The sequence below is a fragment of the Bacillus sp. FSL R7-0685 genome (assembly GCF_038002425.1).
Classification (GTDB): Bacteria; Bacillota; Bacilli; order Bacillales; family Bacillaceae; genus Bacillus; species Bacillus subtilis.
Genome location: NZ_JBBOCN010000001.1, coordinates 2,905,325 through 2,922,378 on the forward strand (window position 1 = coordinate 2,905,325; position 17,054 = coordinate 2,922,378).

Below are 17,054 nucleotides of genomic sequence, written 5' to 3' on the forward strand. Positions count from 1 at the left end.
TTTATTTTGAAATTGCGTCATCTTCTTTTAGGTGCAGGACTTGGAATTTGTGCGGCTGTCGTTGTGAAACAATATGTGATGAAGCCTTATATTTCTTCAGAAAAAGCGCTTCGAATTGTAAAGTCTGCTTTTAAGCAGCGGGGCCCGATTGACGGATCATGGATTTACACCCAGCCGGAGCCTTACAATATTAACGGAGAAACGGTACAGGTATACAAAACCGGCATTACACGATCAGCTTTCGGAGAATTAGAACAGTATGAAGTGATGGTGGATGCCAAAACGGGAGAAATTGTTGATGTCATTGATACAATCGCCTCTTAACACCGGACAAGCAAAAAATAGAAGCCGCTGCCCACGCAGCGGCTCTTTTTTATTATATCGCGCGAATCGGTTTGTATACCGGATACCACATCGCATCCTGCACTGCCTGTATAATGTCTTCAGGCTCTTCCGTAGCGACGCCTTCCTTCATTGCGGTTTTTGCAACTTCAACAGCAACGGTTGCCGAAACAGTGCGCAAATCTTCAACTTTTGGAAGCATCGGCGCGCCAGGCACCCCGACATTGACCATACCTGCGATTGCCCGGGCACATGCTTCAAACATGCCGTCGGTAATTAATTTTGATTTGGTAACAATCGTTCCAAGACCGAGACCAGGGAAGACAAGCGCGTTGTTTGCCTGCCCGATATGATACGTAACTCCGTTATATTCAACTGGCGGGAACGGGCTTCCTGTCGTGATCAGCGCACGGCCTTCTGTCCATTCGATTAAATCCTCCGGCTTTGCTTCAGAAAGAGTTGTCGGATTTGACATTGGCAAAATCGCCGGCCGTTTCACATGTGACGCCATTTCTTTTACAATTTCTTCAGTGAAAGCGCCGGAAACCGTAGATGTGCCGATCAGGATCGTCGGTTTCGCCTGCCGGACCACTTCAAGAAGATCAATGCCTCCGCCGTCTCCGTTCCGCTGATAATCCTTCACTTCATCAGCCGAACGGGCATACGGCTTTTGGAAATCAAGAAGCTGATCCATATCATCTGTTAACAGCCCGTTCCTGTCTATGCACCAGAAGCGCTTGTATGATTCTTCTTCACTCAGTCCCTCGCGCACCAATGCTTCCCGCAGCTGTTCGGCAATTCCGATTCCTGCCGTTCCCGCTCCGAATATAACAACTCTGTGATCTCTCAGCGGAACTTTAGACGCTTTTGCACAGGATAAGACTGCGGCCAAAGAAACAGCGCCAGTTCCTTGGATATCATCATTGAAGGTACACACTTTATCTTTATAGCGTTTCAAAATGCTTCGCGCGTTTTTCGCCCCGAAATCCTCCCAATGCAGCAATGCATTCGGAAATGTTTCTCTCGCCAGCGCAACGTAGTCGTCAATAAATTGGTCATAACGTTCCCCGCGCACTCTGGAATGCTGGTTGCCGACATAAAGCGGGTCGTTTAAGAGGCTCTCCTGATTTGTCCCCGCATCTAAAACAACAGCCAGCACTCTGCTCGGATCAATGCCCGCAGCCGCTGTATAAACCGCCAGCTTGCCAATAGAAATCGCGATTCCTCCGACGCCCCAGTCACCGATTCCTAAAATTCCTTCTGCATCAGTTGCAACAATTAAATCGATCGTATCGCTTTGATCTTTATACTGTTTAAATGCTTCTTTCATACCGTCCGGGTCATCGATTGACAGATAGAGCCCTCGTGGTTTTCTGTATTCATGGCTGTATCTCTGGATTGCCGTTCCGACTGTCGGTGTGTAGACAATCGGGAGCATTTCCCCTAAATGGTCATTTAACAGGCGGTAAAACAGCGTTTCATTCCGATCGTGCAGCGCCGTTAAATAGACATTTTTGCTCAAATCGTCAGGCTGTGCGGAATATTGCTCATACGCTCTTTTCGCCTGCTCATCAATTGTTAATACCTTGGGCGGCAGAAAGCCTTTTAAACCAAGTTCTTTTCTTTCTTCCTCAGTAAAAGCAACACCTTTGTTCAAAAAAGGAACAGAGAGCACTTCAAGGCCTCTTAATGTTGTTTGAATGTCTCCTTCGTTTGTTACTCTGAATTGTTTCACCCTGCCTCTTCCTTTCTGAGCATAATTAGTACTAGGTTTGCATTATTAGCCGGAAAACATGCAGGGTAAACATAAAAATATGCTATTGCTTCATTCGCTTGACTGAATCTTTGATGCTTCCGTCCTCCTCCCATTGAAGGGCGCGATACTCGGCATCATGATAAAAAATAAACCAAGCGTCTTTTTCTGCTGCGAACGCCTGCCATTTCTGCTTTTGCGGGATAGAGGTCATCGGATAATCATCGTAAGCCAGCACCCATAGCGGATTGCGGTGGGCATGTGTCGGCATCAGATCTGCCATATGTACGGCAGTTTCACCCGCATCCTCGCATATCAGGACACTGTGTCCGTCGCTATGGCCTCCGGTGTGATGCATTGTAATACCCTCTGTGATCGTTAAGGTGTCTTCAAAGGTTTTGACTTGGCCAGCTACAGCCTCCCAATTTTCTTTCCAATACGTATTTTTCGACCTGATATTCGGATGGCGCATTTCGTCCCATTCAACAGCTGATGTATAAATTACTGCATTCGGAAAGACAGAGACGAGCCGTTCACCTTCATACTCCGTTAAACCGCATGCATGATCAAAATGAAGGTGTGTCATTGCGATCACATCTATATCGGCAACCGTTAATCCGAGTGCTGCTAACGATGGTTTCACATTCGACTCTTGTGTCACGCCATAGTTTCGTTTTTGTTTATCAGTCAGCTTGCCGTACCCAATTCCGGCGTCAACGATGATATTGAGCCCATCCTTTTGAATCAAAATAGGGTCTGTTCTTAGTTCAATCTGGTTTTTTTCATTGACTGGATATTTTTTAGACCAAAGCGGCTTTGGCACAACGCCGAACATGGCGCCTCCGTCCATATGCGTCACGCCTCCGTCAAGCCAGGTCAACGTGATGTTTCCAATTTTCATTGTTTCCATTTTCATCCCCCCTGTCATCATGGTAGCAAACGGCCCATAAAAAAAACAGACTCCTGTCAGAGTCTGTCTTTACGTTCTCCATTCAACCTCAGCCCGATAGATCGGCTGGCCGAGTGCAGAGAATTTTTCTTCATATTCTGTCATAATATTGCCTTCCAGATTGCTGTTATGCAAATCGAGACTGACGTATGTCAGCAGGAGGCCGTACTCAGAGAAGCTCTTCAAAGAGTACTCAAATAAACCTCGGTTGTCCGTTTTAAAATGAATCGATCCGCCTTTGCCCATTACTTCTTCATATTTTTTGAGGAAGTGGGAATATGTCAGGCGGCGTTTTTCATGCCGTTTCTTCGGCCAAGGATCAGAAAAGTTCAAGTAGACCCGTTTCACTTCCCCCGGCTCAAACACATCCGTCAGCGTGTCCGCATCTATATTCAGAAGCTTTACATTCTGCGCTTCGCTGTCTTTTACTTTTTGGACGGCTGTCACGATGACGCTTTTAAATAACTCAATACCAATATAATTGATGTCGGGATTTTGTTTGGCCATACCAGAAATAAATTGGCCTTTTCCTGTACCAACCTCGATATGGATCGGATTGTCGTTACCAAACACTGTGTTCCATTTCCCTTTATAATCAGCAGGATTGCTGATGGCAATATCTGCGTTTTCAGCCAAAAAGTCATCAGCCCAAGGCTTGTGGCGCATTCTCATATGATTGACACCTCTATCTATTATTTCGACTAACAACATACCATGAATTAAAAAGACCCGCAAGCTCGTTTTTCCAGTGTATCTCTCTTAAGGCCGAGCGCATAAAAAAAGAGGGTCCCGTCTGCTGGAACACTCCTTTCCCATGTATAAAAACGCTCTGTTTTGAACAATTTAACCCGTATGATACTGAAGGGATGTGTACCGTTATGGGTTTACATTATGAGCATCAAGTTCATTTATTGAAGGATATATTGACTGACCATCAATTGGACTGCTGCGGAACAGTCGCAGAGTACGAGCAGCTTGAGCGTGTGATTAAATCACTGATGGCAAACACCGAGCTTGATTCAAATTTCAAAAACGTGCTTGAAGATGTTTACCGCTACAGCCAATCAGGAATATCGTCCAAATCCATCGACTCACACATACAAGAGCATCAGAACAGCCTGTCTCAATGGGTAGAGCAAATGGATTCGTATTCCTGATTAATCAACAATTCGTTTCATGAGGATATGCAGCTCTTCCATTGCATCATGAAATTCCTTATCATTGCCTTTTGCTTTATGCCAGGCAATGAAAGTAATTGTTTCAGATAACACATACCAAGCCATTCGCAACCGAAGGCTTTCTGTCAGCTCTATGCCGTACATGCTCAGCCAGCTCTCCCAAGCTGGCTTTTCGACGTAGTGGTACAGCAAAGGCCCGAGGTCCATCGCCGGATCAGCGATCATGGCGCCGTCCCAGTCAATTAAATACAGCTGGTTGTCTTCAGACAATAGCCAGTTATTATGATTGACATCACAATGGCAAACGACTTTCTCACCGAAATGCACTTCATGCAGGTGTTCTTCCAAATACTTGATCCCTTCTTGAATCAGCGGCGAAGATTGCTGCACAGCAAATACAGCCTGCTTCAGCTGAGACAAAAGAGCCCCCGGGTTCAGCGGTTCTTTTCCAAGTCTCTTCAGCATGTCCAGCAAGGCTTTTGATGTGTGTATTTTACGAAGCAATTCAGCAACGGGCCGTCCGCTCATGTCTTTAGGCTTCAGCTCTCTGCCGGTCATCCAGTGCTGGGCCGTAATGACGTCCCCATTTTCCATCCGTTTTGTCCAAACCAGCTTCGGAACAATGCCTTCGGCGGATAAAACAGCTAAAAAAGGTGAGCTATTACGTTTTAAAAAAAGCTGCTGCCCGTTATGTTTCGCATAATATGCATCTCCTGTAGCTCCTCCGGCGGGGAAGATCTCCCAATCGCTACCTAGTAATTGTCCCAACCAGTTCATATCAATGTTCAACCCATCATTTCTTAAAATATTTTAGAATTAAGGCTAATCGTTTCTAGTCTATCCAGCGAATGCCTTTTTCGTACGAATCGTATAAAAATAAAAAAGACAGCTATTGAGAGTCTCATATGCTAATCAATAGCCGTCCTTTAAATTTTAGCGCTATAGCACAAACTTCGTCAAGCAAAACTCTTAAGATCTGATGCTAAATATAAGATAACCGTTCCGATGCCGTTTACTGCAACCGTTTTCTTGATTTCTGTTGGGTCTTCCTGAAATCCTGATGGATCACATAAAAGCCGATAAGGTATGTCGTTTGGCAGCCTCCACTCGACGGAGTCTGGACTCGCGTGATGGATAACAATGATATCTTTCCATTCGTCAACCTCGTCAAGATCATAAAGCCTGTATGCGATAAGGTGTTCTTTTAGCGTCAAGCATTCAAGATGGCGCTGGATGTCTGCAGCGGACCTAAGACGGAATGCAGGATGCGCTTTTCTCAGCGAGATCAGCCTGCGGATATAGTGAACATCTTCTTTGAATGTTTCACGGCGATCCCAGTCGAGCTGGTTGATGCTGTCACTGGATTGATAGCTGTTTTCCACTCCCTGCTTCGTCCGGAAAAATTCCTGGCCGCTGTGAATAAACGGCACCCCTTGGGCAAGCAAAATAATCGCGGCTGCAAGCCTTTGCCTGCTTCGCTTTCGGCTGTCATTTTCTTGAGGAAGCGCAAAGCTCATTTTATCCCAAAAGGTGTGATTGTCGTGTGATTCGACATAATTGATGGACTGGCTTGGTTCCGGAACAATCGGTGCTAATGCCTTCCATCCGGAAGACCCGGCAATTCCATGCATCACAGCTTGTGCTGATTCACCGCTGCCGAGCGCAAACCCTGCTGCCTTAAGGTGAAAGGTGTTCCCTTTTACAGCGTCACGAAACATATCATTAAAAAAGCCGATGCCCGGCATTCTTGGCGCGTTCGCCAAAGCAGCTTTCTGTTCATGCGGCAGCGGTGTAGCCAGATCCCACCCTTCTCCAAAAAGCAGGATTCCGGGCTTTGCCTTAGTTGCTTTCTCTTTCATATAAAGCACGGTGTCAATATCTAAAATCCCGAGGAGATCAAAGCGGAAGCCGTCAACATTGTATTCTTCAAGCCAATAGACCACGCAATCCGCAATGAATTTTCTTGCCATCCTTCTTTCTGATGCGATATCATTGCCAACGCCGGTGCCGTTTGATGGCATCCCACATTCGTCGTGCCGGAAAAAATAACCGGGCACTGTCTTTTCAAAGGGGGAATTCTCCCTCTTATACACATGGTTAAAAACAACATCCAGAATGACTCGCAGACCGTGCTGATGCAGGGTATTGATCATTTGTTTCAGCTCTGTTTTTCTCGTTCGAGGATCATGAGGGTTTGAGGCATAGCTTCCCTCCGGGGCAAAGAAATGAAGCGGGTTATATCCCCAATTGTATGCATCAAGCGGCTTCTCTTCATCAACTCCGACAAAATCATTCACCGGCAGAAGCTCCACATGTGTAACACCGAGCTCTTTTATATACGCCAGTCCAGAAGAACTGCCATTTGCGGTTTGTGTATCAGTTTCCGTTAATGCTAAGTATTTTCCCTTGTTTATCATGCCGCTGTTTTCATGGATGGAGAAGTCGCGAAGGTGCGTCTCATAGATGACGGCATCCACAGGGTGTGAGAATGGTTTAAGAGGAGCAGTCCATTTCATTTGATCCGGGCGCAAGACGACGCCCTTCTCTCCATTTACAGTCACAGCCTTGGCATACGGGTCAACGGTTTCCATCCATTCTGAATTGTTGCAGATGCAAAACAAATACTCATATCCGTGAAGGTCACCTGTGACCGTAACGGCATAGACGCCTTTTTCCAACCGAGTCATTTGGAATGTGCGCCCGCTTTTATTGGGGTGTGAAAGCTTGACAGCAGCTGAGGTTGCAGCAGGCGCCCATACTTTAAATACGGTATGATCCGCGGTATAAACGGCGCCCAGCTCTCCGTCATAATAAAATTCGTCATCGAACACAGCCGTCCGGATGACCGCGCCAATTTGGAGATCCGTTTTGTGGCCGCTGGATGCTCTGACGCAATGGATTTTTCCAAATGTCACAGGATGGTCGGATACGCAGACGTACTTGTATTTTGCTTCAAGGGAGTATTCCTCCCTGACAGCCAGAGGAAAAACTGTTGTTTCTGTCTCAAGCCGAAACGGCGGTGTAATGATTTCCTTTTGTTCAGCAGGAATCAGAACAGTAATAATATTCATGTCATCGACATACGCTTCGAAGCTGCGGCGGATGCTGACCATCGGAAGCTCTCTCCTCCAAACACGTTTATGTTTTGATTCTTAGGGGTGAAGGACTAGATGCCAGACGAAACGGGGTAGTGCCCATGATTTCACCGTCAGCATGGAAGGGGATTTTGTCCTTCGTGTAAAATGTAATGTCCTTCGCTTTAAACATCGTAACGCCATCCATCTTTGTATGTTTTCCAAATGCCATGAGACATAAAAGCCAATATTTTTTCAAAAACGGCTGGTTTTCAACGATTACGATATCAAATGTCTTCTCGCGCGGATTTGCTAGGGGCGCCGCCTTCATGCCTCCCCCGTAAAACGGATGGTTGGATACAACGGCAAACCAGACATCATGAAATTCGCGCGTCTCGTCTTCCGTCGTACAAGCTAACGTAAACGGCTTAAAGGTTGCCGAAGCGTGCAAATGAGAAAGCGGATACACAAGAAATCGAAGGCGGAGAAAAAGAAAAACCCGTCTCAACGGAAATTCCATCGCCTTTTTATTGACATATGCGTCAAACCCGATCCCGATATGATTCATAAAATAAAGAATCTGTGATTTATCCTGAAGGAAATTGACGCTCCCTAAATGAAAGGTTCTTGTTAACGGGCGCTTTACCTTCTTGATTTCCTGTATCAGATCGATTTTTTTAATAGAGAATCCTCGCGAAAAATCATTATACGCGCCTGCCGGCACAAAGCTCAGCTCAATATCGTCAACATCTTTCAGCCCGTTGACAACTTCATGCATGGTTCCGTCTCCGCCAATGACGATCAGGCGCTTCAGCTTATATTCCTGTATCGTTGAAATCTGTCTGGCGAGCACCTCTGCGTGTCCCGGATGTTCAGTTAAAAATGAACGGTGCTCAACCTTTCGTTTGATCAATTCTTTTTGAATGGACTTCCAAACACGCAGGCCGTTTCGATGTCCTGCTGTCGGATTAATAATAAAAAACCAATGGCTCATCTTTCTCACCTGCTTATGTTATGAGAAAACCGCTCAAATCGTTCTCTTTTACTCCAGCCACTCCTGTCTGCGATAGGAGTCAGACATGCAGTAAGACAATAGAGCCTTTGCAGCCTTTACCTGATGATGTTTGATCGGAGCAGTGTTTTTCTTCTGCCGCTCAATCCATTCTTCCGCGCTCCGCTTATCCGCTATTTCTAAGCCGTATGGCGGCTCCGGGTAATCGATGTACGACGTTCTGCTCAGAAGCAATTTTCGAACCGGAATCTCAGCCTGTTTTTCCTTTACGATCTTTGACACAACCGAGTCCGTACGAAACAGGCTAAGCCCTGGATTTAACACTGATGCAGTCTGAGAGGCTGTTTTCTTGTCCCAAAAACGATTTTTAGACCCTATGTAGACACTGTCTTCCTCAGCCTCTAAAAAAGAAACGCAATAAATTTCCAGAGGAGAAATAATCACAATGCTTAATTCAACCGCCGCCTGCTGAATTTTCAGCACAGGCTTATACATAATAAAATAAGAATCAGGCAGCTGCTGGGTCAGATAACGCAAAATGCGGTCCTGCTTCACTTGGTTTGAGAGTTGAGATATTTCTGAAAGAGTAGAGCTTGCCCATTTGAGCTGAAAATCATATAAATGCCTTTTATAAAAAGAAGCAAGCGCCACCCTGCTCTTCGGGAGCCTTACATGAATATCTTCTTCGTCCTCAAACCATTGGTGTCTCTCTTCTTGTATATCGGCTTTTATCTCTTCTTTTCTTCTTTTCAATGAAAATTTTTTTCGTTTCTGCACCGGTTCCGGTTCTTCAGCACTGGCTTGCCTTTCTTCATGCTGGCGCTCCGCTGCTTCTACTAGTGAAAGCCAGCGCTCTTTTTTCAAACGTACAAACTGGTTGATATAATGGTACGGATCAAGCTCATATCTCGATATATAATCATGAATTTTGATGATTTGTGCCATGTTTGTTTCTCCACTCCGCAATGAATTAAGATAATTGAAATTTGAATATTTCCTCGTATTTTGGTGATTGGTTCAAGTGTATTTGAAAGAGCGAAAATCGTTCAGCCATCATCGAAACCTCGCCGCTTTCAAACGGAACGTGAGCTGGAAATCCATCTTCGCCTGTCCATTTTCTTGCCAGCGTCATATGAGGATGATACGGTCTTTTTTCCACTTGAAAGCCGGCCTGAAGGACAGCCTGCTTCGTATGTTCCCGCAGTCTATCAAGCGTTTTGTTTTTCTTTGGCTCCAGATGTAAAACGCGCGGCCTTCTGCGGTCGCCGAATACATCTATCTTGTCAAACTCAATTGAAAATGGGTCAATTTCTGAAGCAATCTCTGCTAGCGAACCTTCAAGCTTCTTTATTTGTGTCTCATCCGCCGCTCCGAGAAAAATTAACGTGATATGATAGTCAAGCGGGTGCACCCATTTTTGAAACGTCAATATCGGTTCGTTTTTCGCAGCCTGGTAGATCGGATTTGCAATTCCCTCAGGTATGGGAACGCCGATGAAATAATGAGGCCGTATATCTGGCATCCGTCTGACACTCCCTTCTTTGACAGCTATTATTTTATCAATAAAGAGGCTGTGCGGATAGAGGAACAGTGTATGAAAACACTCTCGCACAAACGTTTATTATGTTAGGATATTATATGACACTTGTTTTATTCAGAAAGGAATGACAATGTTGAAAATCGTTGCAAACACAGCTGATCTGATAGGAGATACACCGCTAGTGAGATTGAATCGGCTTCAGCCGGAAAATGCGGCACAAGTCTATTTAAAGCTTGAATTTTTCAATCCGAGCGGCAGTGTGAAAGACAGAGCCGCTTATCAAATGATCATAGAAGCTGAACAAAACGGTTTACTCAAGCCGGGATCAGTTATTATAGAGCCGACAAGCGGAAATACCGGAATCGGGCTCGCCATGAATGCGGCAGCACGCGGATATAAAGCAATCTTAGTGATGCCTGATACGATGACGAAGGAACGGATCAACCTGCTTAAAGCTTACGGTGCAGAAGTTGTATTAACTCCCGGAGAGGAAAGAATGCCGGGCAGCATCAAAAAAGCGAAGGAGCTTGCCGAACAAATTCCGAACAGCTATATTCCAATGCAGTTCGATAACACTGCTAATCCTGATGCGCACCGGAAAACAACAGCGCCTGAAATCGCCCGGGCAATAGAGGAAATCGGAAAACCGCTCGGCGCTTTTGTCGCCTCCTCTGGAACGGGCGGAACCATTACCGGAACAGGTGAGGCGCTCAAAGAGCTTTTTCCGGATATCACGGTTCATGTTGTTGAGCCAGCGGGTTCGCCTGTATTATCCGGCGGAAAACCTGGCGCACATAAACTTGTAGGAACGAGCCCAGGCTTTATACCGCCGATTTTAAATGAAGACGTTTATGATGAAATTATCAAAATCTCTGATGAAGACGCGTATACGACGACAAGACGGCTTGCTGCTGAAGAAGGAATTCTTGTCGGTCCTTCATCAGGCGCTGCCTGCTTCGCGGCAATCGAAACAGCGAAACGCCTCTCTCCTGACAAAGTTGTGGTCTGCATGACAGCTGATACAGGAGAACGGTACTTATCAACTGATTTATGGTCATTTATTTAAAAAAAGGACTGGCTTCAGCAGAAGCCGGTCCTTTTATTTTGCAAGCTCGTAAATGGCCTGAGCATATAACGCTGTCGATCTCAGCAGGTCATCAATTTCGATATATTCATCCTTTTGGTGTGCGCTGTCAGGGCGTCCGGGGAACAGCGGGCCGAACGCGACACCGGCTTTTAAGGATCTCGCATATGTCCCCCCGCCGATTGAGATTAAGTCAGCTTTTTTACCCAGCTGGCCTTCATAAACCTTTTGCAGGGTTTTGACTAACGGATGATCTGCGGACACGTGATGCGGCTTGCTGTCTTTGAATTCTCCCAGATCAAATTCAGATGCACTTTCGAATGCATCGCGAATCGCTTTGCTTTCTGCTGTCACAGGATAGCGGATATTGATCCCGAGCTCGCCTCCCTGCCCTTCTTTATAGCGCAGTGTTCCGACATTTAATGTCAGCTCACCGCTGATTTCATCCTCACAGTCGATGTCCAGTTTTTTTCCTCTTGTATCACCTGAGAACTTATCTGTCACAACTTGCACAAACCGCTTTCCTGCATCGTCAAGCTCAGTCTGCTGGAGAAATTCGCACAATAAAATGCCGGCATTGATCCCATTGTTCGGTTCCATCGCATGGCAGGAAAGACCGTACATACGCAAAATGAGCTGTCCGTTCTCTATTGCAGCTTCCCCTTTTTGATCCGTCGTGCGGAGCATGTCTTTAAATGAAGACAGAATCTCTTCATTTTTCGGCCCTTCAATGACAGCTTCCGCAGCGTCGGGCACCATGTTTAAGCGAAGGCCTGATTGAAACGAGACAAGCACTGCCTTTGGTTCTGCTTGATTTGGGCGGTGCGGAATAAGTAAAGAAGCATCGATGATCCCTTTTTCCGCATTAATGATTGGAAAATCGGCGTCAGGCGCAAAGCCCATTGTTGGCATTTCTTCATGCTTGAAATAATGCTCTACGCATCTCCAATCGCTTTCTTCATCTGTTCCGATAATCATTCTGACTCGCTTGGACAGGGGCAAATTCATGTCTTTCACGATTTTCAGCGCGTAGAATGCCGCCATTGTCGGGCCTTTGTCATCAATGGCGCCCCTTGCATAAATCCGTCCGTTGCGGATTTCAGCTGAAAATGGATCACTCGTCCACCCATCTCCCGGCGGCACGACGTCAACATGGCAAAGTACGCCGATAATGTCATCGCCCTCCCCCCATTCAATATGACCTGCGAAGCCGTCAAGATTTTTTGTTGTAAAGCCTTCTTTTTCTCCAAGCTCCAGCAACGAAGTCAGGCTGGCGTTTACCCCTTCTCCAAACGGTTTACCGGGTCCGGCGGTTGTTTCGTCCATGACACTGTTGATTCTCAAAAATTCCTGCGTATCACGAATTAAATCCTCTTTTTTTCTGATCACTTCAACTTCCCAGTTCATAATGATCCCCTTTCCGCAAGAAATGACTTGCAAAAACCAAATAAAACGAATAATATTAATGGTGTTTTGTTAAAACGTTCGTAATTGGAGGATACTATGTTTCATCTAAAAGAGCAGCAAACATCCATAAAGCAAGAAATCATAGCAGGGCTGACGACCTTTTTCACAATGGTCTATATCGTCGTGGTCAATCCGGTCATTCTGGCTAACGCCGGGGTTCCTTTCGACCAGGTTTTCACCGCAACGATTATTGCCTCCATTGTCGGAACGCTGTGGATGGCCCTGGCAGCAAATTATCCGATTGCTATTGCGCCCGGCATGGGCTTGAACGCTTATTTAGCCTTTCATGTCGTAAGCGCAAGCGATGGCGGCATCACGTACGCAACAGCTTTCAGCGCAGTATTTACAGCAGGGGTTCTCTTCATTATTCTATCGTTAACGCCTTTAAGAAAACAACTTATAGAAGCGATTCCAAACAATTTAAAATACGGGATCACAACAGGGATCGGGCTGTTTATTGCTTTTATCGGTTTGCGTCAAGCGGGCATTGTGGCAGCTGATGAGTCAAACCTAGTCACTCTCGGCAATCTGCATTCACCTGGTGTTATCTTAACGCTGGTTGGCCTTTTGATCAGCGTGGTCCTGATGGTGCTGAATGTAAGCGGCGCTTTATTTATCGGAATGGCAGCTACTGCTTTGATCGCCTTTTTCACCGGTCAGCTCCATTTTCCAAAGGGATTTATGTCGCTTCCTCATTTGCCGGAAGGATTGATGATCTCAAATCCATTTATCGCTTTTGGCGATGTCATTCATCACGGCCTGTACGCTGTCGTCTTTTCTTTTCTATTAGTCACCATTTTTGATACGACAGGCACGATGATCGGAGTTGCCGAGCAAGCCGGGCTGATGAAGAACAACAAGCTGCCGAACGTGCGAAAAGCGCTGCTTGCTGATTCAACCGCGACGACAGTAGGAGCTGTTTTCGGCACAAGTCCGACGACTGCATTTATCGAGTCTTCCGCCGGTGTCGCAGCCGGGGGAAGAACGGGGCTTACGGCTTTGACTGTCGCGGTGATGTTTGCGGCTTCAATGTTTTTCAGTCCGCTTGTCAGCGCCTTGTCCGGTATAGCCGCCATCACCTCGCCTGCTTTGATTATCGTCGGCAGCCTGATGATGGGCTCAGTTTCCAATATGAATTGGAAAGAGATGGACGAGGCATTTCCTGCGTTTCTCGTCATTCTAGCCATGCCTTTGACCTCTAGCATTTCTACAGGAATCGCGCTTGGCTTTATTTCGTACCCAATAGTAAAAGCGGCGCGGGGAAAATGGAGAGAGATTCATCCGCTCGTCATCGTTTTCGCCATTCTGTTTTTCATCCAGCTGTTTATTTTATAAGGATAGACCAAAAAACCCAAACGTCGCCGTTTGGGTTTTTTTATGTAAACAATAAAGAGACAGCGGCCGCTAAAAAACAACAGGCGGCAAATGCATAGTGCAGGATATTGATACAGCTTTTTCTGGCCCGATAATATTCATCACTTTCCTTATCGGCGCCAATTAAAAAAGGGGCATCCATGACCTTGTCAAAAATAAGCGTCAGGATATAACGGCAAACCCCTGTATATACCAGCAGCGCAATCACCTTCAGCCAAATTGGGGAAACAAATATGAGAACGGTGAAAGCTGACAATAGCATGTACATCTGCCTCGCATACTCGCCATTCCTCAGCATGACTTTAAAAAACAATTCCTTATAGCCTGTGCAGATCGTTCGCCTTTTAAATATCCTTTTTGAATTACGGTATAATAACGGTTTTCTTCTCATCCTGTCTTTTACTTTTGGCATTCCCGCCTCCTGACTCATCATCATCACAAGTCCTGCAAGAGCAAGCCTGCTTTTTTTCTCTTCAGTCACCTCAGCTTCAAAAGCCGTGAACGAAGCCGTCTTTTTCAAACTGCGGATAACTGAGAAAAGCAAAAATAAAATGCCAAAAAGCGCAAGCAAGTGCCACTGAGTCAAAACAATCAGGATAGCAGAACCAGTAAAAAGAATAGCTCTGACAAGGATATCGCCAATCCATCTCGAAATAGAGCGCGGCTTTCTGATCCTGTCTTGCTTTAAGGATAAAAAGAATATATGAAGGCCAAACAAATAACACAATAGAGCAGTGCTTTCTGCGAATGTGATGTGAACAAAATGACTGATAAGGGGAAGGACAATAAAAAAGAGAAGCAGCCATTTAGCCATCGTGACCAGAAAAGAATACAAAAGCGCGTACCGTTTGAGCTGATAGATGATTTCCTTCTTTTGCAGCAAAAACACTTTGTCCGCTTCCATTAAAAATGTACGAATCGAGCCTGTAAACATGATCAGCCCACACACAGCGTACAGCCATCTCCACTCCGCCACTTCAGACCACTCATAAAGAAGACCTCTTCCATTCATCAAATCAATATACTGATAGATGACAAAAGCAATCGTCGGCAAAACAATATAGAGAGCGACTGTCCAGTCAATGACCGCATGCAACACTTTAAACTGATACTTGTAATAGTCAAACAGCCTTCGAAAAAAGAGCGTACGCCCGTTCATGGCCGATCACCTTGAACTGCCTTATAAAAACAGTCAAGCAATGACTGCCCCTCTAATCCGGTCTTGTCCTGAATATCTTTTAACGTGCCTTGGAGAAATAATGAACCTTTCTCAATCATATAAAACCGGTCACAGATTTTTTCCGCGGTATCGAGTACATGCGTGCACATCAGAATTCCGGCTCCACGTTCTTTTTCAGCCTTAAGCATGTCCACAAAGCGTTTCGTCGATATCGGATCAAGGCCGATAAACGGTTCATCAATCACATACATATCCGGCTTAGAGAGAAAGGCCTGGATAAGCATTAGTTTTTGCTGCATGCCCTTCGAAAAGGTGACAGGCAGCTCATGTTTGACATGATCAAGCGAAAACGTCTGCAGCAGGCTTTGGGCCCGATGCGCAAATTCTCTCTCTTCAATGCCGTGGAGTGTGCTGATCAGATCCAAATGCTCCCACAGCGTCAGTTCTTCGTAAAAGGACGGATGCTCCGGAATATATGCAAATGAACAGTCGTTCCAGGCAATATGCCCTTTAAAATCTTCTGAAAGGCCGAGTATCGCCTTGATTGCAGTGCTTTTTCCGGCGCCGTTAGCTCCGATCAGTCCAACTAGTTCCCCTTTTCTGACTTCCAGAAAAACATCGGTGAGCACTTTTTTTCGGCTTGTATACCCGGCCTGTTCTATTGAAGCTTCAAGCAAATTTGTCAAAACTCACCCACCTCCAAAATTTACTACGAAACAGAATAAAAAAAGTTTCTTTAACCATAATAATATTGAGCCGAAATACATAGTAATCCAACAAGGATGGCTGCCCAACGCGAATTGGAAAAAATTAATAGGAGTTATCCCTAGATTCATCACTGCAATATCGTGTATAATGAGGGCGAATTATTTTAACAATTACAGATGTCTGCCTTTGTTGCTATTTCGTACGCAGTTGATAGTCGTGAGTTGTGGTTAGTCAAGTCCATCCGATCTTATGATAGGGAGTGGTTTTTTGAAACCTTCAACAAACCGTATGCTAACTCGAATCAAATCAGTTTACATGTTTATCCAAGAAAAAGGTCTTGTGACAACACAGGAACTGGTTGACGAATTCGGCATTACACCTAGAACGATTCAAAGAGACTTAAATGTGTTGGCATATAATGATCTTGTTCATAGTCCAAGCCGTGGCAAGTGGGAGACAACGAGAAAGAAAGTAAAGATTACCTCATAAATTGAAAAATTACATAGGGCCGCCTGAGAGCGGCCCGATAGATAATAGGGCGAAGAAACTACTGAGCCTTGTTTTTGTGTGCTTATAAATAAAACCCCGCATTCGGTATGCGGGGTTTTTGTCATGCTTGCGGCTCATTGAGCAAATGAAGCTCTTCCTCTGTCAGCTCACGGTATTCTCCGGGTGCCAGAGCGGGATCTAGGGAAACGCGTCCCATCGAAAGCCGCTTCAGATAAACCACTTCGTTGCCGACTGCCTTTGCCATTTGCTTGACCTGATGGTATTTTCCTTCTGTAATTGTCAGGTATATCACGGTATTGCCACTGTCGTTTGTTTTGATTTCCGCTTTTGCCGGCTTTGTTTTATAGCCGCCCTCTATGTAGACACCCGTTTCCAAATCGGAGATGTCTTCCCGAGAAATCTGTGATTTTAAATGGACTTCATACGTTTTTGGAACATGCTTTTTAGGAGAAAGGAGCCGATGTGCGAGCTGCCCGTCATTTGTGAGCAGCAAAAAGCCCTCTGTATCTTTATCAAGCCTGCCGGCTGGAAATGGCTCAAATCTCATCTCCTCCGGCGTCAGCAGATCGACCACTGTTTGCTGCCGGCTGTCCTCAGTCGCCGACAGCACGCCCTGCGGTTTATTCATCATAAGATAAATGAATTCTCGATAATCAACCGGTTCCCCGTATACGGTCACCTCCTGTGTATCAGGATCAACGTGCGCCTTTACATCTTTGGCAGGTTTGCCGTCGATCATCACGGCTCCAGCCTTCACAACGGCTTTGACTTCTTTTCTGGAACCATACCCGCTGTTGGCAAGCAGCTTATCAAGTCTCATTCCCAATCTCTCCTTTATAAAAGAAAGCCCGCAGCATGCGAGCCCTCAGTTTCATCATATCTA

17 protein-coding genes are annotated in these 17,054 nt (G+C 45.6%); 5 read left to right on the forward strand and 12 right to left on the reverse strand.

Annotated elements, in window-relative coordinates; genetic code table 11:
* Positions 1–6 precede the first annotated feature (6 nt).
* Positions 7–324: a PepSY domain-containing protein gene (locus MKY50_RS15205; RefSeq protein WP_014480575.1), complete on the forward strand. Its 318-nt coding sequence runs from the start codon at positions 7–9 to the stop codon at positions 322–324.
* Positions 325–376: 52 nt separating this feature from the next.
* Here MKY50_RS15205 and MKY50_RS15210 read toward each other — a convergent pair whose 3' ends face one another.
* From MKY50_RS15210 to trmB, 3 genes are all read right to left on the reverse strand, one after another.
* A complete protein-coding gene (locus tag MKY50_RS15210) occupies positions 377–2,077 on the reverse strand; it encodes an NAD-dependent malic enzyme (protein WP_038429476.1) in 1,701 nt (566 codons plus the stop codon).
* An 82-nt stretch (positions 2,078–2,159) separates the two neighbouring features.
* Positions 2,160–3,005: a YtnP family quorum-quenching lactonase gene (locus MKY50_RS15215; protein ID WP_038429477.1), complete on the reverse strand. Its 846-nt coding sequence runs from the start codon at positions 3,003–3,005 to the stop codon at positions 2,160–2,162.
* Positions 3,006–3,074: 69 nt separating this feature from the next.
* Positions 3,075–3,716, reverse strand: coding sequence for a tRNA (guanosine(46)-N7)-methyltransferase TrmB (trmB, locus tag MKY50_RS15220; protein ID WP_004398646.1), 642 nt, complete (start codon positions 3,714–3,716; stop codon positions 3,075–3,077).
* A 206-nt stretch (positions 3,717–3,922) separates the two neighbouring features.
* On the opposite strand from trmB, the gene MKY50_RS15225 reads away from it, so the two are divergent.
* Complete coding sequence (locus MKY50_RS15225; RefSeq protein ID WP_003237926.1) at positions 3,923–4,201, forward strand: YtzH-like family protein; 279 nt, start codon at positions 3,923–3,925, stop codon at positions 4,199–4,201.
* On the opposite strand, the gene MKY50_RS15230 is transcribed toward MKY50_RS15225, so the two are convergent.
* The 5 genes from MKY50_RS15230 to thpR form a co-directional block, all read right to left on the reverse strand.
* A complete protein-coding gene (locus MKY50_RS15230) occupies positions 4,202–4,999 on the reverse strand; it encodes a phosphotransferase family protein (RefSeq protein ID WP_009967993.1) in 798 nt (265 codons plus the stop codon). It lies immediately after the preceding gene.
* A gap of 179 nt (positions 5,000–5,178) precedes the next feature.
* Positions 5,179–7,335, reverse strand: a complete 2,157-nt coding sequence (gene pulA / locus MKY50_RS15235; RefSeq protein ID WP_273796573.1) for a type I pullulanase — start codon at positions 7,333–7,335, stop codon at positions 5,179–5,181.
* 25 nt (positions 7,336–7,360) lie between these two features.
* Positions 7,361–8,290 (reverse strand): diacylglycerol kinase family lipid kinase, encoded by a 930-nt coding sequence (locus tag MKY50_RS15240; protein WP_003229243.1) that lies wholly within the window; start codon positions 8,288–8,290, stop codon positions 7,361–7,363.
* 48 nt (positions 8,291–8,338) lie between these two features.
* Positions 8,339–9,253: a hypothetical protein gene (locus MKY50_RS15245; protein WP_003229241.1), complete on the reverse strand. Its 915-nt coding sequence runs from the start codon at positions 9,251–9,253 to the stop codon at positions 8,339–8,341.
* Positions 9,254–9,278: 25 nt separating this feature from the next.
* The gene (gene thpR / locus MKY50_RS15250; RefSeq protein ID WP_069322823.1) at positions 9,279–9,830 is read right to left on the reverse strand and encodes an RNA 2',3'-cyclic phosphodiesterase; all 552 of its coding nucleotides are present in this window, start codon (positions 9,828–9,830) and stop codon (positions 9,279–9,281) included.
* Between the two features lie 148 nt (positions 9,831–9,978).
* On the opposite strand from thpR, the gene cysK reads away from it, so the two are divergent.
* Positions 9,979–10,914, forward strand: a complete 936-nt coding sequence (cysK, locus tag MKY50_RS15255; protein WP_003229237.1) for a cysteine synthase A — start codon at positions 9,979–9,981, stop codon at positions 10,912–10,914.
* A 33-nt stretch (positions 10,915–10,947) separates the two neighbouring features.
* Here cysK and pepV read toward each other — a convergent pair whose 3' ends face one another.
* Positions 10,948–12,339 carry a dipeptidase PepV gene (gene pepV / locus MKY50_RS15260; protein ID WP_029318264.1) on the reverse strand — a complete coding sequence of 464 codons (1,392 nt, stop codon included), beginning with the start codon at positions 12,337–12,339 and terminating at the stop codon, positions 10,948–10,950.
* A gap of 96 nt (positions 12,340–12,435) precedes the next feature.
* Between pepV and pbuO the strand changes: the two genes are divergently transcribed.
* On the forward strand, positions 12,436–13,734 hold the full coding sequence (gene pbuO, locus MKY50_RS15265; RefSeq protein ID WP_069964255.1) for a hypoxanthine/guanine permease PbuO: 1,299 nt from the start codon (positions 12,436–12,438) through the stop codon (positions 13,732–13,734).
* Positions 13,735–13,774: 40 nt separating this feature from the next.
* Here pbuO and MKY50_RS15270 read toward each other — a convergent pair whose 3' ends face one another.
* Together MKY50_RS15270 and MKY50_RS15275 are read right to left on the reverse strand one after the other, a co-directional pair.
* The gene (locus MKY50_RS15270) at positions 13,775–14,932 is read right to left on the reverse strand and encodes an ABC transporter permease (RefSeq protein WP_341116893.1); all 1,158 of its coding nucleotides are present in this window, start codon (positions 14,930–14,932) and stop codon (positions 13,775–13,777) included.
* The gene (locus MKY50_RS15275; protein ID WP_015714539.1) at positions 14,929–15,639 is read right to left on the reverse strand and encodes an ABC transporter ATP-binding protein; all 711 of its coding nucleotides are present in this window, start codon (positions 15,637–15,639) and stop codon (positions 14,929–14,931) included. The genes MKY50_RS15270 and MKY50_RS15275 overlap by 4 nt, the downstream gene beginning before the upstream one ends.
* Positions 15,640–15,928: 289 nt before the next feature.
* Here MKY50_RS15275 and MKY50_RS15280 point away from each other — a divergent pair, with 289 nt between their 5' ends.
* On the forward strand, positions 15,929–16,150 hold the full coding sequence (locus MKY50_RS15280; RefSeq protein ID WP_003152337.1) for a DeoR family transcriptional regulator: 222 nt from the start codon (positions 15,929–15,931) through the stop codon (positions 16,148–16,150).
* Between the two features lie 121 nt (positions 16,151–16,271).
* Here MKY50_RS15280 and MKY50_RS15285 read toward each other — a convergent pair whose 3' ends face one another.
* Entirely contained in the window at positions 16,272–16,991 is a 720-nt protein-coding gene (locus MKY50_RS15285) for a pseudouridine synthase (RefSeq protein ID WP_017695479.1), read from the reverse strand.
* Positions 16,992–17,054 lie beyond the last annotated feature (63 nt).